The organism is Amphritea pacifica, from assembly GCF_016924145.1.
Lineage (GTDB): Bacteria > Pseudomonadota > Gammaproteobacteria > Pseudomonadales > Balneatricaceae > Amphritea > Amphritea pacifica.
The window spans coordinates 26,344-42,479 of the sequence record NZ_JAFFZO010000042.1; the positions used below are offsets into that span (position 1 = coordinate 26,344).

The 16,136-nt window shown below is 50.9% G+C and carries 13 protein-coding genes and 1 pseudogene; 9 read left to right on the plus strand and 5 right to left on the minus strand.

Going from position 1 to position 16,136, the window contains the following annotated elements; genetic code table 11:
- Positions 1-3: 3 nt before the first annotated feature.
- Entirely contained in the window at positions 4-1,107 is a 1,104-nt protein-coding gene (locus tag JW499_RS19310) for an efflux RND transporter periplasmic adaptor subunit (protein ID WP_205212121.1), read from the minus strand.
- Positions 1,104-1,772: a TetR/AcrR family transcriptional regulator gene (locus tag JW499_RS19315; RefSeq protein WP_205212122.1), complete on the minus strand. Its 669-nt coding sequence runs from the start codon at positions 1,770-1,772 to the stop codon at positions 1,104-1,106. Before JW499_RS19315 ends, JW499_RS19310 begins: the two co-directional genes overlap by 4 nt.
- A gap of 364 nt (positions 1,773-2,136) precedes the next feature.
- On the opposite strand from JW499_RS19315, the gene JW499_RS19320 reads away from it, so the two are divergent.
- The 5 genes from JW499_RS19320 to cynS all read left to right on the plus strand — a co-directional run bounded on the left by JW499_RS19320 (position 2,137) and on the right by cynS (position 7,847).
- Positions 2,137-2,853: an outer membrane protein OmpK gene (locus JW499_RS19320; protein WP_205212123.1), complete on the plus strand. Its 717-nt coding sequence runs from the start codon at positions 2,137-2,139 to the stop codon at positions 2,851-2,853.
- A gap of 54 nt (positions 2,854-2,907) precedes the next feature.
- Entirely contained in the window at positions 2,908-4,251 is a 1,344-nt protein-coding gene (locus JW499_RS19325; protein WP_205212124.1) for a uracil-xanthine permease family protein, read from the plus strand.
- 410 nt (positions 4,252-4,661) lie between these two features.
- Positions 4,662-5,495 (plus strand): formate/nitrite transporter family protein, encoded by an 834-nt coding sequence (locus JW499_RS19330; protein ID WP_205212125.1) that lies wholly within the window; start codon positions 4,662-4,664, stop codon positions 5,493-5,495.
- A gap of 137 nt (positions 5,496-5,632) precedes the next feature.
- Positions 5,633-7,372, plus strand: a complete 1,740-nt coding sequence (locus JW499_RS19335; RefSeq protein ID WP_205212126.1) for a bifunctional protein-serine/threonine kinase/phosphatase — start codon at positions 5,633-5,635, stop codon at positions 7,370-7,372.
- Positions 7,373-7,397: 25 nt separating this feature from the next.
- A complete protein-coding gene (gene cynS, locus JW499_RS19340; RefSeq protein WP_205212127.1) occupies positions 7,398-7,847 on the plus strand; it encodes a cyanase in 450 nt (149 codons plus the stop codon).
- A gap of 60 nt (positions 7,848-7,907) precedes the next feature.
- On the opposite strand, the gene fabI is transcribed toward cynS, so the two are convergent.
- Both fabI and ggt read right to left on the minus strand, forming a co-directional pair.
- Positions 7,908-8,678, minus strand: a complete 771-nt coding sequence (gene fabI / locus JW499_RS19345; RefSeq protein WP_205212128.1) for an enoyl-ACP reductase FabI — start codon at positions 8,676-8,678, stop codon at positions 7,908-7,910.
- 269 nt (positions 8,679-8,947) lie between these two features.
- Complete coding sequence (gene ggt / locus JW499_RS19350; RefSeq protein WP_205212129.1) at positions 8,948-10,696, minus strand: gamma-glutamyltransferase; 1,749 nt, start codon at positions 10,694-10,696, stop codon at positions 8,948-8,950.
- Between the two features lie 276 nt (positions 10,697-10,972).
- Between ggt and JW499_RS19355 the strand changes: the two genes are divergently transcribed.
- Entirely contained in the window at positions 10,973-12,289 is a 1,317-nt protein-coding gene (locus tag JW499_RS19355; protein WP_205212130.1) for an HDOD domain-containing protein, read from the plus strand.
- A 70-nt stretch (positions 12,290-12,359) separates the two neighbouring features.
- Here JW499_RS19355 and JW499_RS19360 read toward each other — a convergent pair whose 3' ends face one another.
- The gene (locus JW499_RS19360; protein ID WP_205212131.1) at positions 12,360-14,270 is read right to left on the minus strand and encodes an ATP-binding cassette domain-containing protein; all 1,911 of its coding nucleotides are present in this window, start codon (positions 14,268-14,270) and stop codon (positions 12,360-12,362) included.
- 20 nt (positions 14,271-14,290) lie between these two features.
- On the opposite strand from JW499_RS19360, the gene JW499_RS19365 reads away from it, so the two are divergent.
- The 3 genes and pseudogenes from JW499_RS19365 to JW499_RS19375 form a co-directional block, all read left to right on the plus strand.
- Positions 14,291-14,788: a TIGR02444 family protein gene (locus tag JW499_RS19365; protein WP_205212132.1), complete on the plus strand. Its 498-nt coding sequence runs from the start codon at positions 14,291-14,293 to the stop codon at positions 14,786-14,788.
- Between the two features lie 66 nt (positions 14,789-14,854).
- Positions 14,855-15,583, plus strand: coding sequence for an FKBP-type peptidyl-prolyl cis-trans isomerase (locus tag JW499_RS19370; protein ID WP_205212133.1), 729 nt, complete (start codon positions 14,855-14,857; stop codon positions 15,581-15,583).
- A gap of 345 nt (positions 15,584-15,928) precedes the next feature.
- A pseudogene (locus tag JW499_RS19375) lies at positions 15,929-16,136 on the plus strand (amino acid ABC transporter substrate-binding protein); the annotation flags it as partial.

Here is a 16,136-nt window from a genome sequence, read left to right on the forward strand (position 1 = left end):
TGATCAGTTCTCCTGCAGTGACAGGTTGCTGACCTGCTTTGACATCAGCCCGGTATCGCTGACCGGTTCCACCTCTTCACCCACCGCCACAAAATCCTGGCCAATGGTGATCACGCGGGCTTCGTCGTTAAGACCACTGAGCCAGAAGCCGTTACTGTCGGTACGGATGATCTCGACGACGGTCTCGCTGACACGGTTCTGAGCATCGACCAGCCTGACCTGCAGGTTTCCTGCTTCATTCAATCCCAGTACCGAACCTGGCAGCAGGTGCCCGGATTGTTCGCCAGCGGGGAGTTTTAATGTTGCTGACAAGCCGATAATCCGCGAGTGCTGAGGGTTGGGTATCTGTACCTCAACCCGATAACTGCGGGTGACCGGGTCTGCAACGGGGGCGATAAAATTTAAGCGCCCGGTCAGTGTCGAACCATTACTCAGCGTCACATCGACCGGCTGGCTCTCCTCCAGCCGGCCGACGCTGTGCTGTGGTACCTGACCGGTGACTTTCACGGTTTCGTCATCGACCAGCTGTCCCAGTACATCACCGGCTTGCAGGTAATCACCCAGCTTAACCATGCGTTGGTTCAGTACACCGGTAAAGGGGGCGGTGACCTGAGTCTCTCGCAGCTCATGCTCTATACGAGCCAGTTGAGCTTGTGCCGCTTCGACTCCGGCCTGATCGGCAAATACCTTATTTTCCGATTGCAAACCTTTATTCTTCAGATTAATGCTGGCGGTCAGATCACTTTTGCGCTGCTTCAGCAGCGCCTGTGCTTCAGCCAGCTGGGCGGCACGAAAATCAGCGGATATCTGCAATAGTGGGTCGCCAGCCTGCAGCCGCTGTCCTTCATCTGCGGAGAGGGCTTCGACGCGGCCATCAATTTCTGCTCTGAGCTCGATGGTGCGGTTAGCTTCCACCTGCCCCTGTATCCGCACAAATTGCTGAACTTTCCGGGCGCTGGAATCGATGATTTTGACTTTCATTAAGGGCTTAGTCTGAGCGGAAGGCTCTGATGCCTGGACGGAAGGCTTGTCATCCTGCATGCCTGAAGCCATCCAGGCTGTCATTAGCAAAGCCACCATAACCGCCATTATTACGGATCTGTTCATCGTTCTTCCTGTTTCTCTGCTGGCTGACGGATAAGTGCTGCGATCATGTAGTCAACCACGTGATTAATATAGGCATCTTTTTGTTCGGCCGTTTGCATCATCTGCTGTTTACAACAGCCACCCTCCTGCAACATCACAATGGCGCCTTCGAATGTCGCGCTCACCCCTGCCATCATTGTTTCACGGGGGATATCCGGATTTACATCGCCCTCGGTAATCCCTTTATAAACGGCCTGTTCAAATGCTTCGATAAACTGCTCTTCAGTGTCATCTAACTGTTGCAGATAGCTGCTGCTGATCTGTTCGCGGAACGCTTTTTGTCTGAAATGAAGATGCATATGCTGGTGAGCAACGTTTTCACGGTGATACTCAAGCGTGTATAACAGCATGCCGCGTATCTGTTGCACTCCGGTTAAATGGTCATCCGCTGCTAAGCGTTTAAGCTGTGTCAGCATCTGCCGGTAATTATCCAGCAGCAGGTGCGCATAAATATCATTTTTGCAGCCAAAATGTTTGTAAACGGTACCTTTACCAATGCCGGTGCATTGGGCAATTTTATCGACGCTGATCGTTTGCCATTGTTCGCCGGTTAATAGTGTCAGCGTAGTGTCGAGAATGTCCCGCTCGCGGCGTTCAAACTCTCTCATTTTCCGATTAGGTTGCATCTTTATCAGTCCAGAAAACCAAGGGTCATATTGTGACCGCTGGTCACGAAAAATAAAAGCAGAAATTTTCTGTCTGAATTCAGAGTTTTGTATACATAAAATTATTAATTTTGTATGTGATATTTGCACTATAAGTAAACATTTTTGGGCTGAATACGGAGTGACCGCCTTAGAATGATGCACTGCGGAAAACGGTGTAAAAGTAGACTGTCTGCATAGGCTCCTTCGTAACTATTTGTTTATTAATGGTATTAATGGCAATGTTTGTTTTTCTGACCACTTGGCCAGCTTTTTGCTGAAGTAGTTCGTAAGTCCTGTCGGACGGTTTTAATTTCTTTAACGATGTAATGGGATGATGACCACTATGAAACGAACACTCGCACTGGCCACGCTATTAACAAGCGTTTTTGTTGCTACACCTGCTGCCGCTGAGATGCTCTGGACCAATACCAGTCTGAGCTACCTGAAAGGTGATGACTATAAATTCACACCAACCGGCAATATGGATGTTGTGACGCTGGAAAATGCAACCGGGCATAACTGGGGGGATACCTTTCTGTTTATCGATCGCACCATGCCTGAGGACGGTGACAGCAGCTATTACGGTGAGTTTTCCCCGCGTCTGAGTCTTGGCTATGTGACCGGTAGTGATCTCGCCTTTGGGCCGGTCAAGGATCTGTTTCTGACCGGCACCTGGGAAGCTGGCGATGGTTTCGATAACTATCTCTATGGGGTGAGCGTCAGCCTGGATGTGCCGGGCTTCCGCTACTTCAATGCCAGTGTATATAAAGCCTATAACGATCTTGCTGATAATGATGAACAACTGACGCTGACCTGGGCCTATCCGATTGAAGCGGGTAGTCAGGAGTTTCTCATCGATGGCTTTCTCGACTGGAGTACCAGCAGTAAAACCCATGAGTCTGAGATGAATTTTACCCCTCAGATCAAATGGAATGCCGGTAAGAATCTGGGGCTGAAATCGCCTCTGTATGTGGGTATCGAGTACGCCTACTGGAACAATAAGTACGGCAGTACAACCGATGAGCGTTGTGCTTCTCTGCTGTTGAAATGGCACTTCTGAAACTGACCGTGCACAGGCGGGGTTGTTAACCCTGCCACGAAACAAGGAGGCCTTATGTCGACACAGCACTCTAACGACCTGCTCTATGCGCTGGATTCAAAACCCGGGGCTTTAGAATCAGGCTTTGCAGCTCTACAGCATGTTCTGGCAAGTTTTATCGGTATTATCACCCCGACACTGATTATTGGCGGGGTGCTGGGGTTGGGTGAGCATGTTCCCTATCTGATCAGCATGGCGCTGATGGTATCGGGAGTGGGCACTATTATTCAGGCTAAGCGACCTCTGGGCATGGGGGCCGGGATGATCTGCGTGCAGGGCACCAGCTTTGCGTTCCTCAGCTCGGTACTGGCCGCAGGCTTTATTGCGAAAGGGCAGGGCGGAGGCCCAGACGAAATTCTCTCCCTTATTTTTGGCGTGTGTATGCTGGGCGCTTTTATTGAGATCTTTCTGAGTCAGTTTATTCATAAGCTGAAGCGGGTAATAACCCCTCTGGTCACCGGTATCGTGATTACCATTATTGGGGCGAGCCTGATCAAAGTGGGTATGACTGATCTGGCGGGGGGCTTTAAAGCAAAAGATTTTGGTGCTCCGGCAAATCTGATGCTGGGGGGCATTGTGCTGGTGAGTATTATTGCCCTTAACCGTTCCAGCAACAGCTGGATCCGCCTGTCATCAATTGTGATCGGCCTGGTGATCGGTATGATCATCGCCAGCTTTATGGGCAAGATCAGTTTCGATCATCTGGTCAGCCTGCCAGCGATCAGTCTTCCGGTACCCTTTAAATATGGTTTCTCGTTTGACTGGAGCGCATTCCTGCCGATTGCACTGATCTATATGATCACCGCAATCGAATCGACCGGCGATATCACCGCGAACTGTATGGTGTCAAAGCAACCGATTGCGGGTGAGGAGTATATTTCCCGGGTTCGGGGCGGCGTGTTTGCCGATGGTTTCAACTCATTTCTGGCGGCGGTATTCAATACCTTCCCCAACACCACCTTCAGTCAGAACAACGGAGTCATCCAGCTAACCGGTGTGGCGAGCAAGCATGTGGCTCTCTATATTGGTGGCATTCTTATTCTGCTGGGGCTTTTTCCGGTGATTGGTGGAGTGCTGCAGCAGATTCCAAAACCGGTACTGGGTGGCGCAACACTGGTCATGTTTGGCACCGTAGCTGCTGCCGGGATTAAGATTATTGCCTCAGAACATCTCGATCGTCGAAAGCTGCTGATTATGGCGGTTGCCTTTGGTATGGGACTCGGCGTGACCATGACTCCCGGGCTGCTTGATCAACTGCCGAAGATGGTTCAGAGCGTCTTTGGCTCGCCGATTACCACCGGCGGTCTGGCGGCGATTATTCTCAGCCTGGTGCTGCCTGAAGAATCGATCGACGAATAAGCGATGGCACCCGGTTAATCTCTGTCTCAGAGATTAACCGGGCTCTTTTCAGGAGGGAAAAAGGCAGTATAGCTTGTTGCTCATCAGGCAAGTGTCGCATCGGTGCCCTGCACCGGTATTTTAGTGCACAGCGATTGTGCGCCTGCACCATTGAATGGCAAGAGGAGTGCTACTTTTCGAATACATTCTTCTTAACTTGTTGTTTAAATGGGTTTTTTGAAATTATGGTACTGATTCTGCAGCATGTTAATTAGCCGTCGCAGATATGCGGCGCATACAACTTAAAAAATTCGGACAAAGGCGTCCATCCCTTATCACTACCAGGTGATAGAGGGGTGGGCGCTTTTTTTTTGCCCTGCAGAAAGCGGCAAACAGATGAGAAACTTTACTTAATTAAATGAGGCAAAACTATGGCTTACTTAGAACCGAGTGAATTTGCGACCAAAATGGTCGATTCAGGTGAGCAGAAAATCTTCATGTCCACCAAAGACACCTATGTCCGTGCATTTATGGCGGGAGCGATTCTGGCGTTGGCAGCTTTTTTTGCCATCACTGTCGCCGTTAAAACCGGTATCCCTTTGGTCGGTGCGCTGCTTTTCCCCGTTGGATTTATCATGCTTTACCTGTGTAAATTTGATCTGCTTACCGGTGTATTTACACTGGTTCCGCTGGCACTGATTGATAAACGACCTGGCTGTACCATGAGTGGTCTGATGCGTAACTGGGGGCTGGTATTCCTCGGTAACCTGTCCGGCGCACTGATGGTTGCTTTCTTTGCTTCGTTTATTCTGACTTATGGCTACCAGACCGATGGAGGTGTGATTGCTGAAAAAGTAAGCAAGATCGGTGAAGCCCGTACACTGGGTTATCAGGCTCAGGGTGTTGGTGGGTGGTTTACTATCTTCATTCGCGGCATGCTGTGTAACTGGATGGTGTCCATGGGGGTTGTTGGTGCGATGATCTCTACGTCTGCGGGGGCTAAAATGGCTGCGATGTGGATGCCGATCATGCTGTTCTTCTTCATGGGCTTTGAGCACTCAATTGTTAACATGTTCCTGTTCCCGTTCTCTATGATCATGGGGGGGGACTTCACTCTTATGGATTACATCATCTGGAACGAGCTGCCAACGGCTCTGGGTAACCTGGCAGGTGGTTTCCTGCTGGTGGGGCTGCCTTTGTACCTGACTCATGTTAAGGAAAGCAAGAGCAGTAAAGCGTCTGGTCATACAGTCGCTGCTCTGTAATCCGGGTATTTAAAAAGTTGAATGACCAGTAGAAATCCCGGTGATTGTTTCGATCACCGGGATTTCTTATTCAGTGCAGATAACTATGTCGTTGTCTTCTAAGTTAACTCCTGATTTCTGGAAGAATCGTAGGTCGTATGAGTAGCCAGCTTAAGCTCAGTCTGGGACAGTTCAGTGATAAAGGCGTCAAAGAGATCAATCAGGATTTTCATGGCGCAGTTATTCCACGCGAACCGCAGCTTAGTCTCAAAGGTGCCGCATTGGTCCTGGCAGATGGTATTAGTACCAGTAGTGTCAGCCAGGTTGCCAGTGAAGCCGCGGTAAAAAGCTTTCTGAATGACTATTTCTGTACTTCAGATACCTGGACGGTTTACACGTCTGGCCTGAAAGTACTTGAAGCGGTTAATGGTTGGTTATGCTCACAGACGCAACGTAGTGAGTTTCGTTATAACAAAGATCAAGGTTATGTCTGCACATTGAGTGCGGCCGTTTTTAAAGCAGCGACGGTGCACCTGTTTCATGCCGGTGATAGCCGGGTTTATCGGTTGCGAGGTCAGGGACTGGAGCAGTTAACCAAAGACCACCGCAGCTGGATTTCGAAAGAGAAAAGTTACCTCAGCCGGGCGATGGGTGTTGCACTGGACGTTGAGTTTGATTATCAGGCGGTTGCACTAAAACAGGGTGATTATTTCCTGCTTTGTACGGACGGAGTTTATGAGTTTATTGACACTGAGGATGTTCTGGAAGTCCTCAGTGAACATGCAGATGATCTGAACCTGGCTGCCGAAACCCTGGTTCAGCGAGCCCTGGCACAAGGGAGTGATGATAACCTGACGTTGCAGATTGCCAGGGTCGATCAGTTGCCTTCTATGGAAGCAAGTACGCTGCAGCAGCAGGTCGAAGAGTTGGAGTTACCACCGGTTTTGCATGCCCGCCAGGCGTTTGATGGTTATCTGATCCTGCGAGAGATGCATGCCAACAGTCGCAGCCATGTTTATCTGGCTGAGGATCTTGAGGACGGGGCACGTGTTGTCATCAAAATTCCCTCTGTTGAACTGCGCAACAATCCCGCGTACCTGGAACGGTTTTTGATGGAAGAGTGGGTTGCGCGGCGGATCAATAGCGCCCACGTGATGAAGGCAGGCTTGCAGAACCGCCAGCGTCACTATCTTTACAGTGTTACGGAATATATCGAGGGAATTACCCTTAAACAGTGGCTGATAGATAACCCGAACCCGGATATTGAAACCGTGCGAGGTATCATCGAACAGGTGGCGAAAGGCTTACAGGCGATGCATCGCATGGAGATTCTGCATCAGGATCTTAAACCTGATAACGTCATGATCGACACCAGCGGTACGGTGAAGATCATCGATTTTGGTGGTGTCAGAATCGCCGGTATTGTCGAAGCAGAGAATACACTGGAACAGGATGAAATGCAGGGTACAGCGCTGTATATGGCGCCCGAATATTTTGTTGGAGAGATCATTTCCAGACGCTCGGATCAGTTTTCATTGGCTGTACTCACTTACCATATGCTCTCAGGGCGCTTCCCCTACGATACTCAGGTTGCGAAGTCGCGCACAGTTTCTGCTCAGAAACGACTGCGGTACCACAGTGTGCTTGATGATGAGCGTGAGATCCCCGGGTGGATCGACTATACCTTGCGCAAAGCGCTCAATCCTAACCCGTATAAGCGTTATGAAGAACTCTCGGAGTTTCTTTATGACCTTAGGTATCCGAACCAAACGTTTCTTAGCGAAACCCGTCCACCACTGCTGGATCGCAACCCGTTGCTGTTCTGGAAAAGTATTTCACTGATGCTAGCGGTGACGGTCGCTGCGCTTCTGGTTCAAATCCACAATCTTACTCAATAAAACGATCATATAAGGAGTCACTACTATGATAAGTAGCCGTGAAGAAGTAACTGCTCAGATCCTTGCACAGAAAGTTGCCAAAGGTATCAAGTGGAGCGCTGTCGCTGAAACCGTCGGTTTATCAAAAGAGTGGACAACTGCCGCGTGCCTCGGACAGATGGCCCTTGATAAAGAGCAGGCCACCCGAATAGGTGAGATCTTTGAATTAGCTGACGAAGCGGTAGCCTGGCTGCAGATCGCGCCATATAAAGGCTCACTGCCGACAGCGGTGCCAACCGACCCTCTGATCTATCGCTGGTATGAGCTAGTCAATGTTTATGGAAGCACAATCAAAGAGTTAATTCATGAAGAGTTTGGCGATGGCATTATGAGTGCGATCGACTTCTCAATGGACATTCAGCGGGAACCCAACCCCAACGGTGACCGGGTGAATGTTGTTTTCTCGGGTAAGTTTTTACCTTACAAAACATACTGATAGCGAAGGCTGGATATAAAAAACACCGCAGTGCGGTGTTTTTTAGCGTCAGTATTTGGCTTAGCCGACAATACCCACCCCATGGTCAACATAGTGGATGCTGCCTGAAGTCCCTTTGGACAGATCGCTGAGGAAGAACATCGCCGCATCACCAACCTCTTCGATGGTGGGTAGCTGATGGTCAACGGCTTTGTGCTGGTTGTATTCCAGCATGGTGGCGAAATCTTTAATACCGCCAGCAGCCCGGGTTGCAATGGTGCCGGGAGAGATACAGTTGACCCGGATATGTAATGGACCCAGATCCCGGGCCAGATAACGGGTAGCCGCTTCCAGTGCGGCTTTGGCGCAGCCCATGATGTTGTAATCCCCGGTGGTCAGCGCACTGCCCAGATAGGAGAAATTGATCATCGAACCGCCATCTTTCATCAGCTCCCTGGCAAACGAAGCCATATGGATAAAGGAGTAGCAGGAGACATCCATAGCCTGGGCAAAACCTTCGCGGGAACACTCAGATATGGGCGCATGCAGGTCTTCCAGCGGGCAAAATGCCAGCGAGTGAACCAGACCGTCCAGAGAGCCCCAGGCCTCTTTGATCGCATTAAACAGATCAACCATCTGTTGTTCCTGAGTCACATCCAGAGGCATGATAATCGACGCTTGCAACTCTTCAGCCAGCGGGCGGACAAAACGCTCTGCTTTGTCATTCAGGTAGGTTATAGCGAGTTCAGCACCCTGTTCATGCAATTTTTTTGCAACGCCGTAAGCGATGCTTTTGTCGTTGGCGATTCCGACAATTAGTACTTTTTTCCCAGCCATCAATAAGTTAGACATCTTGGCTCACCCTTTTTAAAAAAATCAATAAGTTAGGTTATACGAGGCTGATTTCAGAATTATGAAAGGCTATTTTTATTAGTTGAATCTGTGTCGCTTCGAGAGTTTGTGCTATGCACAATTGCTGAAGTTATTATAACGACTAAAGTCTAAATATGTAGAGGGGAATTCCCCTTAAAATGAGTATCTACCTGCGCCGTAAACGCTTTGACAGTTTATTGGGGGGCTCGATCTGGCCGACCGCTCAGGCCAGATCGGCTGAGAGGGGGTTAGTTGCCCAGTGCGGTGCCCTCTCTACGGGGGTCTGCCGCGCTGCCCCATGAGCCATCACTCTGGCGGAAAAATCCATGTAATCCGCTGTTCTGATCCCGGATCTTAATCTCATGACCCAGCGCTTTGAGTGGTTCGGCAAACCGTTCTGCAGTAGTGCCTGCTTCCAGTTCTGTAACACCATTGCGATTAACCACATGGGGACTGTTAAACGCCTGTTGCAGCGAAATATCAGAGCTGAGTTTACGATAGAGGTTTTCAGCGACATAGCTGATGATCCGGCTGCCACCGGGGGAGCCCAGTGCAGCGATTAACTGATTATTTTCATCAAATACCATCATCGGCGACATCGAACTGCGGGGACGCTTGCCGGGTTGAACCCGGTTTGCCACCGGCTTCCCGTCAACCTCGGCAACAAATGAGAAGTCAGTTAACTGATTGTTCAGCAGAAAGCCGCCTGCCATCAGGGTGGAGCCAAAGGCCATCTCTATACTGGTGGTCATCGAAACCGCGTTGCCCCAGCGATCAACGATCACAAAGTGGCTGGTGCAGGGGAGTTCCGGCGATTGGTCGTCCGCCTGGCTGATCGCAACTGGCAACTCACCCGGGTGGGCCTGGCCCATATCTCTATGTGGGTTAATCAGTTGACTGCGTTGTTGCAGATAGTCGGCATCCAGCAACTGATCGACGGGTACCCCGACAAAATCACTGTCCGCCAGATAACGGGCCCGGTCGGCATAGGCCAGCCGGCTTGCCTGTGTAAACAGGTGATAGAACTCGAGGCTATCCGGTGGCAACGGTTGCGGTTCAGCTAACGCCATCAGTAGAAGGATCTGCAGGATGGTGACTCCGCCTGAGGTCGGTGGCGGAAAACCACAGACCCGATACTGTCTGAACGGCTGGCAGATCGCCTGGCGTTCAACCGCCTGATAATTCTGCAGATCGCTCAGGGTTAGTTTGCCCGGGTTATCTTTTGCCTGTTTTATCGCTGTGATGATTTTGTCAGCCAGTGGTCCCCGATAGAGTGCCGTAGCACCTTGCTGTGCAATCTGCCGCAGAGAGTCCGCCTGTGCCGGATTGGTTAACAGATACCCTTCGGGCAGAGGCTCCCCATCTGCAGTAAAGAAGTATTGGCGTGCTTGCGGATAGCGTCCAAGCCCTGGATTGATCTTTGAGGCCAGCAGCTGATGTAATCTAGGGGTCACGTTAAAACCGGCTTCTGAGGTCGAAATTGCATCATCAAACAGCTTTCCCCAGGGTAGCTTGCCATAATTTTTCTGGCTCAGCTCCAGCATTGCCAGAACCCCGGGCGTACCGACTGAGCGTCCTCCCACCATGGCATCCCACCAATTCATGGGGGTGCCGCTGGTTGTGAGAAACAGATCTTCAGTGGCAGCAGCAGGGGCTGTCTCCCGGCCATCAAACGCGGTGACCTTTTTCGCACTGTTATCCCAGTAGAGCATAAACGCACCGCCGCCTATACCAGACGACTGGGGCTCAACCAGTGTTAGCATCGCCTGGACCGCTACGGCGGCATCCGCTGCACTGCCGCCCTGTTGCAGTATGTTGTATCCCGCCTGTGTTGCGAGAGGATGGGCGGTGACAACCAACTGCTGGCGGGCTCTGACCGTTGCCTGCGTCTGAACCCCTGTGGCTGACTCCGGGGCCAGATCTTCATTAACCGCATAAAGAAACGATGGGAACAGGGCGGTAGTCGTTAAAATAACAGTGAGAAGCACGTTGCGCATAACTGAATTCCTGATTCTGGTTTATCCGTCAGAAAGGGGCTGAGCTGTAATTAAAGCAGATATTCAATAAAAGGGGCTCTCTTTTTAAAAAATATCATATAACTCAATTAGTTGGCTGTCGGTGCACAGACAGCAGCGGTTTCTCTGTTCAGAGTAACCCGAAATGGTGAGCTTATTGCTGCCGGCTGACTGGGCGCTAACTATACTGGAACCTATTAAAGATAGTATTTTTCAGGCCGATAGCTCTTCGATGGCCTGTGATTTGGAGAATGCCCTTTGTCTATAGCAGTTAAATCTATCTACAGCTCGGATAAAGATTCCAGAGTGATCCGCATGGTGTTATTGAATGATCATGAAGGCAAGGCTCTGGTGCTGTTACCGGCGAATATGCTGTTAAATCTGGTGAGTATCTGGAAGCATTCCGGTCGACATCTGCAACCAGTCAGATGTAAAGACGCTTCAAAATTTTTCAATCAGGCCGCCCTGAAGTCGCAGGCTGGCCAGGAAAAGCTTTTCCGGCTGCCGGTATTTATCGATCAGTCGCTGGCGGATTATGAGCGGTTTGATGTGGTGGAGTCTTATACCGGGCTCGCTTTTGAGGCCCGGAGTGAGTGGTTCGGGGATCACATGTCCCTCTGCTCGTTAGGGCTGACCTCCCAGACGATTGCTCAGCATCAGCAGGACGGCAGTGATGAACAGGTGATTACCCGGGCGGTTGAACGTTTTACCACGCTGCGGATTCAGCAGCGTCTGGAGGATACGCTTGGGTTACCGCCGTTACCGCCGTCAATGAAGCGTCTGGTAGAGCTGCGTTCCGATCCCTCTGCGGGGATTGATGATCTGGTGCCTTTGGTGCGGGGGGATGCCAGTCTGGCGGCACAGGTCATGAGCTGGGCAGCATCACCCTATTATGCCGCTCCGGGCGAGGTGCATTCGGTTGAAGATGCCGTCATCCGGGTATTAGGGTTTGATCTCGTGGTGAATCTGGCGTTGGGGGTCGCGATGGGTAAAACCCTCAAGGTACCTGATGATACGCCGCGTGATGGCATTCCCTACTGGAAACAGTCAGTCTACATTGCCGCTGCCTCTGAACTGATGTGTAAAAAGATGCCTGTCGAGATCAGGCCAAAACCGGGGCTGGTTTATCTGGCCGGGTTGTTACAAAACTTTGGTTACCTGATATTGGCGTACCTGTTTCCTCCCCATTTCTCTTTGTTGTCCCGCTATATCGAAGCGAACCCCCATATGGCGCTGGAGTTTATTGAGAAACAGGTGTTGAATGTCACCCGCGAACAGATTGGCGGCTGGCTATTGGATAACTGGGGATTACCCGAGGTGGTGGTTGAGGCGGTACGCTACCATAATGATCTGGACTATGAGGGGCTGGCGAGCCATGAGGCGAAGCTGATCTATGTAGTTAGCCGGGCGCTGCGCAGCAAGGAACTGGCGGATGGTCCGGTTGAGGCCATTCCTGATTCGGTGCTCAGTGAGTTACGGATAACGCAGGAGGACGTGGATGAGGTCCTCGACCACATTGTGGCGAGCCGTGGTGAACTGGATGCCCTGGTGCATACCATTATGCACGCCCATTAAGCCGGGCTAAGATGTACTAATTCCGATAAGACGAGTGAGACTACAATATTGATCCGCTAATCATTGCGTTTCAGATTGCGGTCTCGCTCTCCAGCTGTTCCAGTTGTTCAACCTTTTCCATCCATTCGGATTCAATCGCATCGGCCTTCTGCTGCAGCTCGCCCTGGCGCTGCAACTGCTGTTTCAGCTGCTCTTTATTACTCTCTTCATACAGCGAAACATCTGCCAGGGTGGTTTCAATCTGCTGCAACGTCTGAGTCACGTTGTCTAAATCCGCCTCCAGCTTTTCAATCGCTTTTCGCAGCGGACGCAGGGCGTTACGACGTTCAGCATCGAGTCGTTTCTGCTCTTTCTTCTCTGCAGCACTGAGGGAGCGGTTTTCTTTCGGCTCCTCAATGATCTGATTCTGAGTCCGGCGCTGGGCTGTCAGCCACTGCTGGTAGTCGTCCATATCACCGTTAAAGGGGGATACCTGACCGTTGGCTACCAGCAGGAACTGATCAACAGTATTGCGCAGCAGGTGGCGGTCATGAGACACCAGAATCAGAGCGCCATCAAAGTTTTGCAACGCCAGCGTCAGCGCATGGCGAACCTCCAGGTCCAGATGGTTGGTCGGTTCATCCAGTAACAGCAGGTTGGGCCGTTGCCAGGCGATCAGTGCCAGCGCAACCCGGGCTTTTTCACCGCCGGAAAAGCGTTTCACCGGTTCCAGTGCCCGGTCGCCATTAAAGTCAAAGCTGCCCAGGTAGTTACGAATCTCCTGATCACTGGCTTTTGGTGATATTCGCTGGATATGCAGGGCGGGAGAGGCTTCCAGATCCAGGGCTTCGAGCTGATGCTGGGCAAAATAGCCAATCTTCAGATGTTCCCCGGCCTGATACAGACCATCAATCAGCGGCAGGTCCCGGGTGAGGGTTTTAATCAGGGTGGATTTACCCGCGCCATTCGGCCCCAGCAGGCCGATCCGGTCTCCCGGAGAGAGCGTCAGCTTTACGTCGCTAAGAATCGGCTGGCTATAGCCGAGCTGACAGTGATTCAGACTCATCAGTGGAAAAGATATCTTATCCGATGACTGAAAGGTAAAACTGAACGGGCTGTCCACATGGGCGGGCGCGATCAGCTCCATCCGCTCAAGTTCTTTAACCCGGCTTTGCGCCTGCTTGGCTTTGGTCGCCTTGGCTTTAAAACGACGGACAAAGCTTTCTATCTCGGCGATTCTGACCTGCTGTTTTTCAAATTGTGACTGCTGCTGGGCCAGTCGTTCAGCCCGACGCTTTTCAAAGTCGCTATAGCCGCCTTTATACAGCTCGGTTTTCTGCTGATGCATATGCACAATATGGGTGCTGACCGCATCGAGAAAGTCGCGGTCGTGGGAGATCAGCAGCAGGGTACCCTGATAGTTACGCAGCCACTGCTCCAGCCAGATCGTAGCATCCAGATCCAGGTGGTTGGTTGGCTCATCCAACAGCAGGATATCGGAATGACTCATCAGAGCCTGTGCCAGGTTGAGGCGGATACGCCAGCCTCCGGAAAACGTGTTGACGGGGCGTTCGGCATCTCGGGGAGCAAAACTCAGGCCACTTAGTAACTGATGCCCGCGGGCTTCTGCACTGTAGCCATTAATGGCATCGAGTTGAGCGTGCAGCTCACCGATGCGGTGATGATTATCGCTGTGCTCTGCCTCGGTCAGCGCCTGTTGAATGGCACGCAGTCGCTGGTCGCCATCGAGTACATAATCGATGGCGCGCTGATCACTGTCGGCGACCTCCTGAGCCATATGGGCGATGGTCAGATTGCCCGGCAGCTGCAGGTCGCCTTCATCGGGCTGCAGCTGACCGAGAATCAATTTAAAGAGTGAGGACTTACCAACGCCGTTGGCACCCACAATGCCGACTTTCTGATTGGCGTGAATCGTCAACTGCGCTCTGTCTAGCAGGCGCAGGGGTCCTCGTTGTAAGCTAAGCTGGTTTAACTGAATCATGGCGGCGGATTTTATCACAGATGTCAGAAAATAATGCCTTTTGGAGCTATGCCGTAGCGATCTATTCTAACCCGGCTATAGAGCAGCTGTGTTTGCGGTTGCAAAACCGTTATCAATTGAGCGTAAACGATCTGTTGTTTGCCTTATGGCTGGCGCATCTGGGGCGGCAACTGCCTGAGACTCTGGATGATGCGGGTGTCCGGGAGTGGCGTATCAAGATGCTTGAACCCCTGCGTCTGCTGCGCTATCAGCTGCGTCAGTCAAGGCGTTCAACCGCAGAAGAGGAGTGTTATCAGCGGTTGAAAAAAGCAGAACTGGCCGCAGAAATAGTGGAATCAGGTTTGCTCTATGATCTGAGAGATCGCTGTCCTGATGTTTCTGGTTCAGCAGGTGATGTGAATCAACTGGGCTATGTTAATCTGTGTACTGCGGCGGGGACCGACCCTGTTATGACTGGAGATCTGCAGGCTCATTTACAACAATTAGTTGAGAAAGCAATCGGGTGCGGTGGTAATTAACTGAACTTTTCAGTTTAATGGTTTACTAACAGCAGATAACTGACCCCTAGGGATTAAGGAATGACAATGAAGAAAACGCTGGTGGCCGTGGCCGTAGCAAGTATTGTGTTGGTGGGATGTGGCCCTGACAAAGATGATAAAGCCGTCGCAAAGGCTGAAAAACCGTACACCCTGGAGACTGATCAGCAGAAACTGGGATACAGTCTGGGTCTGATGTTGGGCGAACGGCTGAAAGCCGATGTGGCTGAGCTTGATGTTGATGCGCTGCGACGTGCTGTAGAAACGGTGTACTCTGGTGAAGAGCCGCTGCTGAAACCGGATGAGGTTGAAGCCACAATGATGGCCTTCCAGAAGAAAAAAATGGAAGAGAAGCAGGCCGAGTTTAATAAGCTGGCAGATGAAAACCTGAAGAAAGGTGAGGCGTTCCTGGCTGAAAATGGCAAAAAAGAGGGCGTTATCACCACCGAATCCGGGCTGCAGTATGAAGAGTTGACCGCCGGTGAGGGAGCCAGTCCTAAGCCTGAAGATACTGTAAAAGTACATTATCGTGGTTCGCTGATCAGCGGTACCGACTTTGATAGTTCCTATAGTCGTGGTGAACCGGTTTCCTTCCCTCTGAATGGTGTGATTCCGGGCTGGACTGAAGGACTTCAGCTGATGAAAGTGGGGGGGAAAGCCCGCCTTGTACTTCCGGCTGATCTGGCATACGGCCCCGGCGGGATGGGTGACGCGATCGGACCCAATGAGACGCTGGTGTTTGAGGTTGAGTTACTGGATATTAACCCATCCGAATAACGCACTGAATATAAACCGCACATTGAAAACCACCCATTCGGGTGGTTTTTTTTGGTGCGCACTATTTTTTTGTGATCGAAAATGTCAGTTATTTTGATCTATTTTGACAGTTTAATTGTAATTTTATTACAACATTATTTAAAAGTTTCATGAAAAGAGTTAGTTAATTAGCTGCTTTCTGTACAGTCGGAAAACAGTTGCTACACTAATAGACTGAAAGTTAACTATATGGATTAAAAGAATAAAGAAGTGGAACGCTCTTTGCTTTGCATAGCACTGTAGCTGTGCTGCTGAACACAGCCCGCTTTTGTTATTCATTAATTCGTTACAAAGAGGAAGCATCCAATGAAGAAAACCCTGATATCTGCTGCCGTCCTGATGGTTGCAATGACAGGTACCGCCATGGCGGGTACTTTGGAAACAGTAAAGGAGCGTGACGCACTTCAGTGTGGTGTAACGAGTGGTGTCCCTGGCTTCTCGGTGCCTGATGATCAAGGTAACTGGAAAGGTCTGGACGTTGATGTATGCCGGGCGGTGGCTGCCGCCGTGCTGG

Excerpts from the sequence above, each read along its gene's own strand:
- ggt (WP_205212129.1), bottom strand. The coding sequence starts at position 10,696 with ATGCGCAACGTGCTTCTCACTGTTATTTTAACGACTACCGCCCTGTTC.
- JW499_RS19330 (WP_205212125.1), top strand. The coding sequence starts at position 4,662 with ATGGCTTACTTAGAACCGAGTGAATTTGCGACCAAAATGGTCGATTCA.
- JW499_RS19370 (WP_205212133.1), top strand. The coding sequence starts at position 14,855 with ATGAAGAAAACGCTGGTGGCCGTGGCCGTAGCAAGTATTGTGTTGGTG.
- cynS (WP_205212127.1), top strand. The coding sequence starts at position 7,398 with ATGATAAGTAGCCGTGAAGAAGTAACTGCTCAGATCCTTGCACAGAAA.
- JW499_RS19320 (WP_205212123.1), top strand. The coding sequence starts at position 2,137 with ATGAAACGAACACTCGCACTGGCCACGCTATTAACAAGCGTTTTTGTT.
- fabI (WP_205212128.1), bottom strand. The coding sequence starts at position 8,678 with ATGTCTAACTTATTGATGGCTGGGAAAAAAGTACTAATTGTCGGAATC.
- JW499_RS19310 (WP_205212121.1), bottom strand. The coding sequence starts at position 1,107 with ATGAACAGATCCGTAATAATGGCGGTTATGGTGGCTTTGCTAATGACA.
- JW499_RS19360 (WP_205212131.1), bottom strand. The coding sequence starts at position 14,270 with ATGATTCAGTTAAACCAGCTTAGCTTACAACGAGGACCCCTGCGCCTG.
- JW499_RS19365 (WP_205212132.1), top strand. The coding sequence starts at position 14,291 with ATGTCAGAAAATAATGCCTTTTGGAGCTATGCCGTAGCGATCTATTCT.
- JW499_RS19325 (WP_205212124.1), top strand. The coding sequence starts at position 2,908 with ATGTCGACACAGCACTCTAACGACCTGCTCTATGCGCTGGATTCAAAA.
- JW499_RS19335 (WP_205212126.1), top strand. The coding sequence starts at position 5,633 with ATGAGTAGCCAGCTTAAGCTCAGTCTGGGACAGTTCAGTGATAAAGGC.
- JW499_RS19315 (WP_205212122.1), bottom strand. The coding sequence starts at position 1,772 with ATGCAACCTAATCGGAAAATGAGAGAGTTTGAACGCCGCGAGCGGGAC.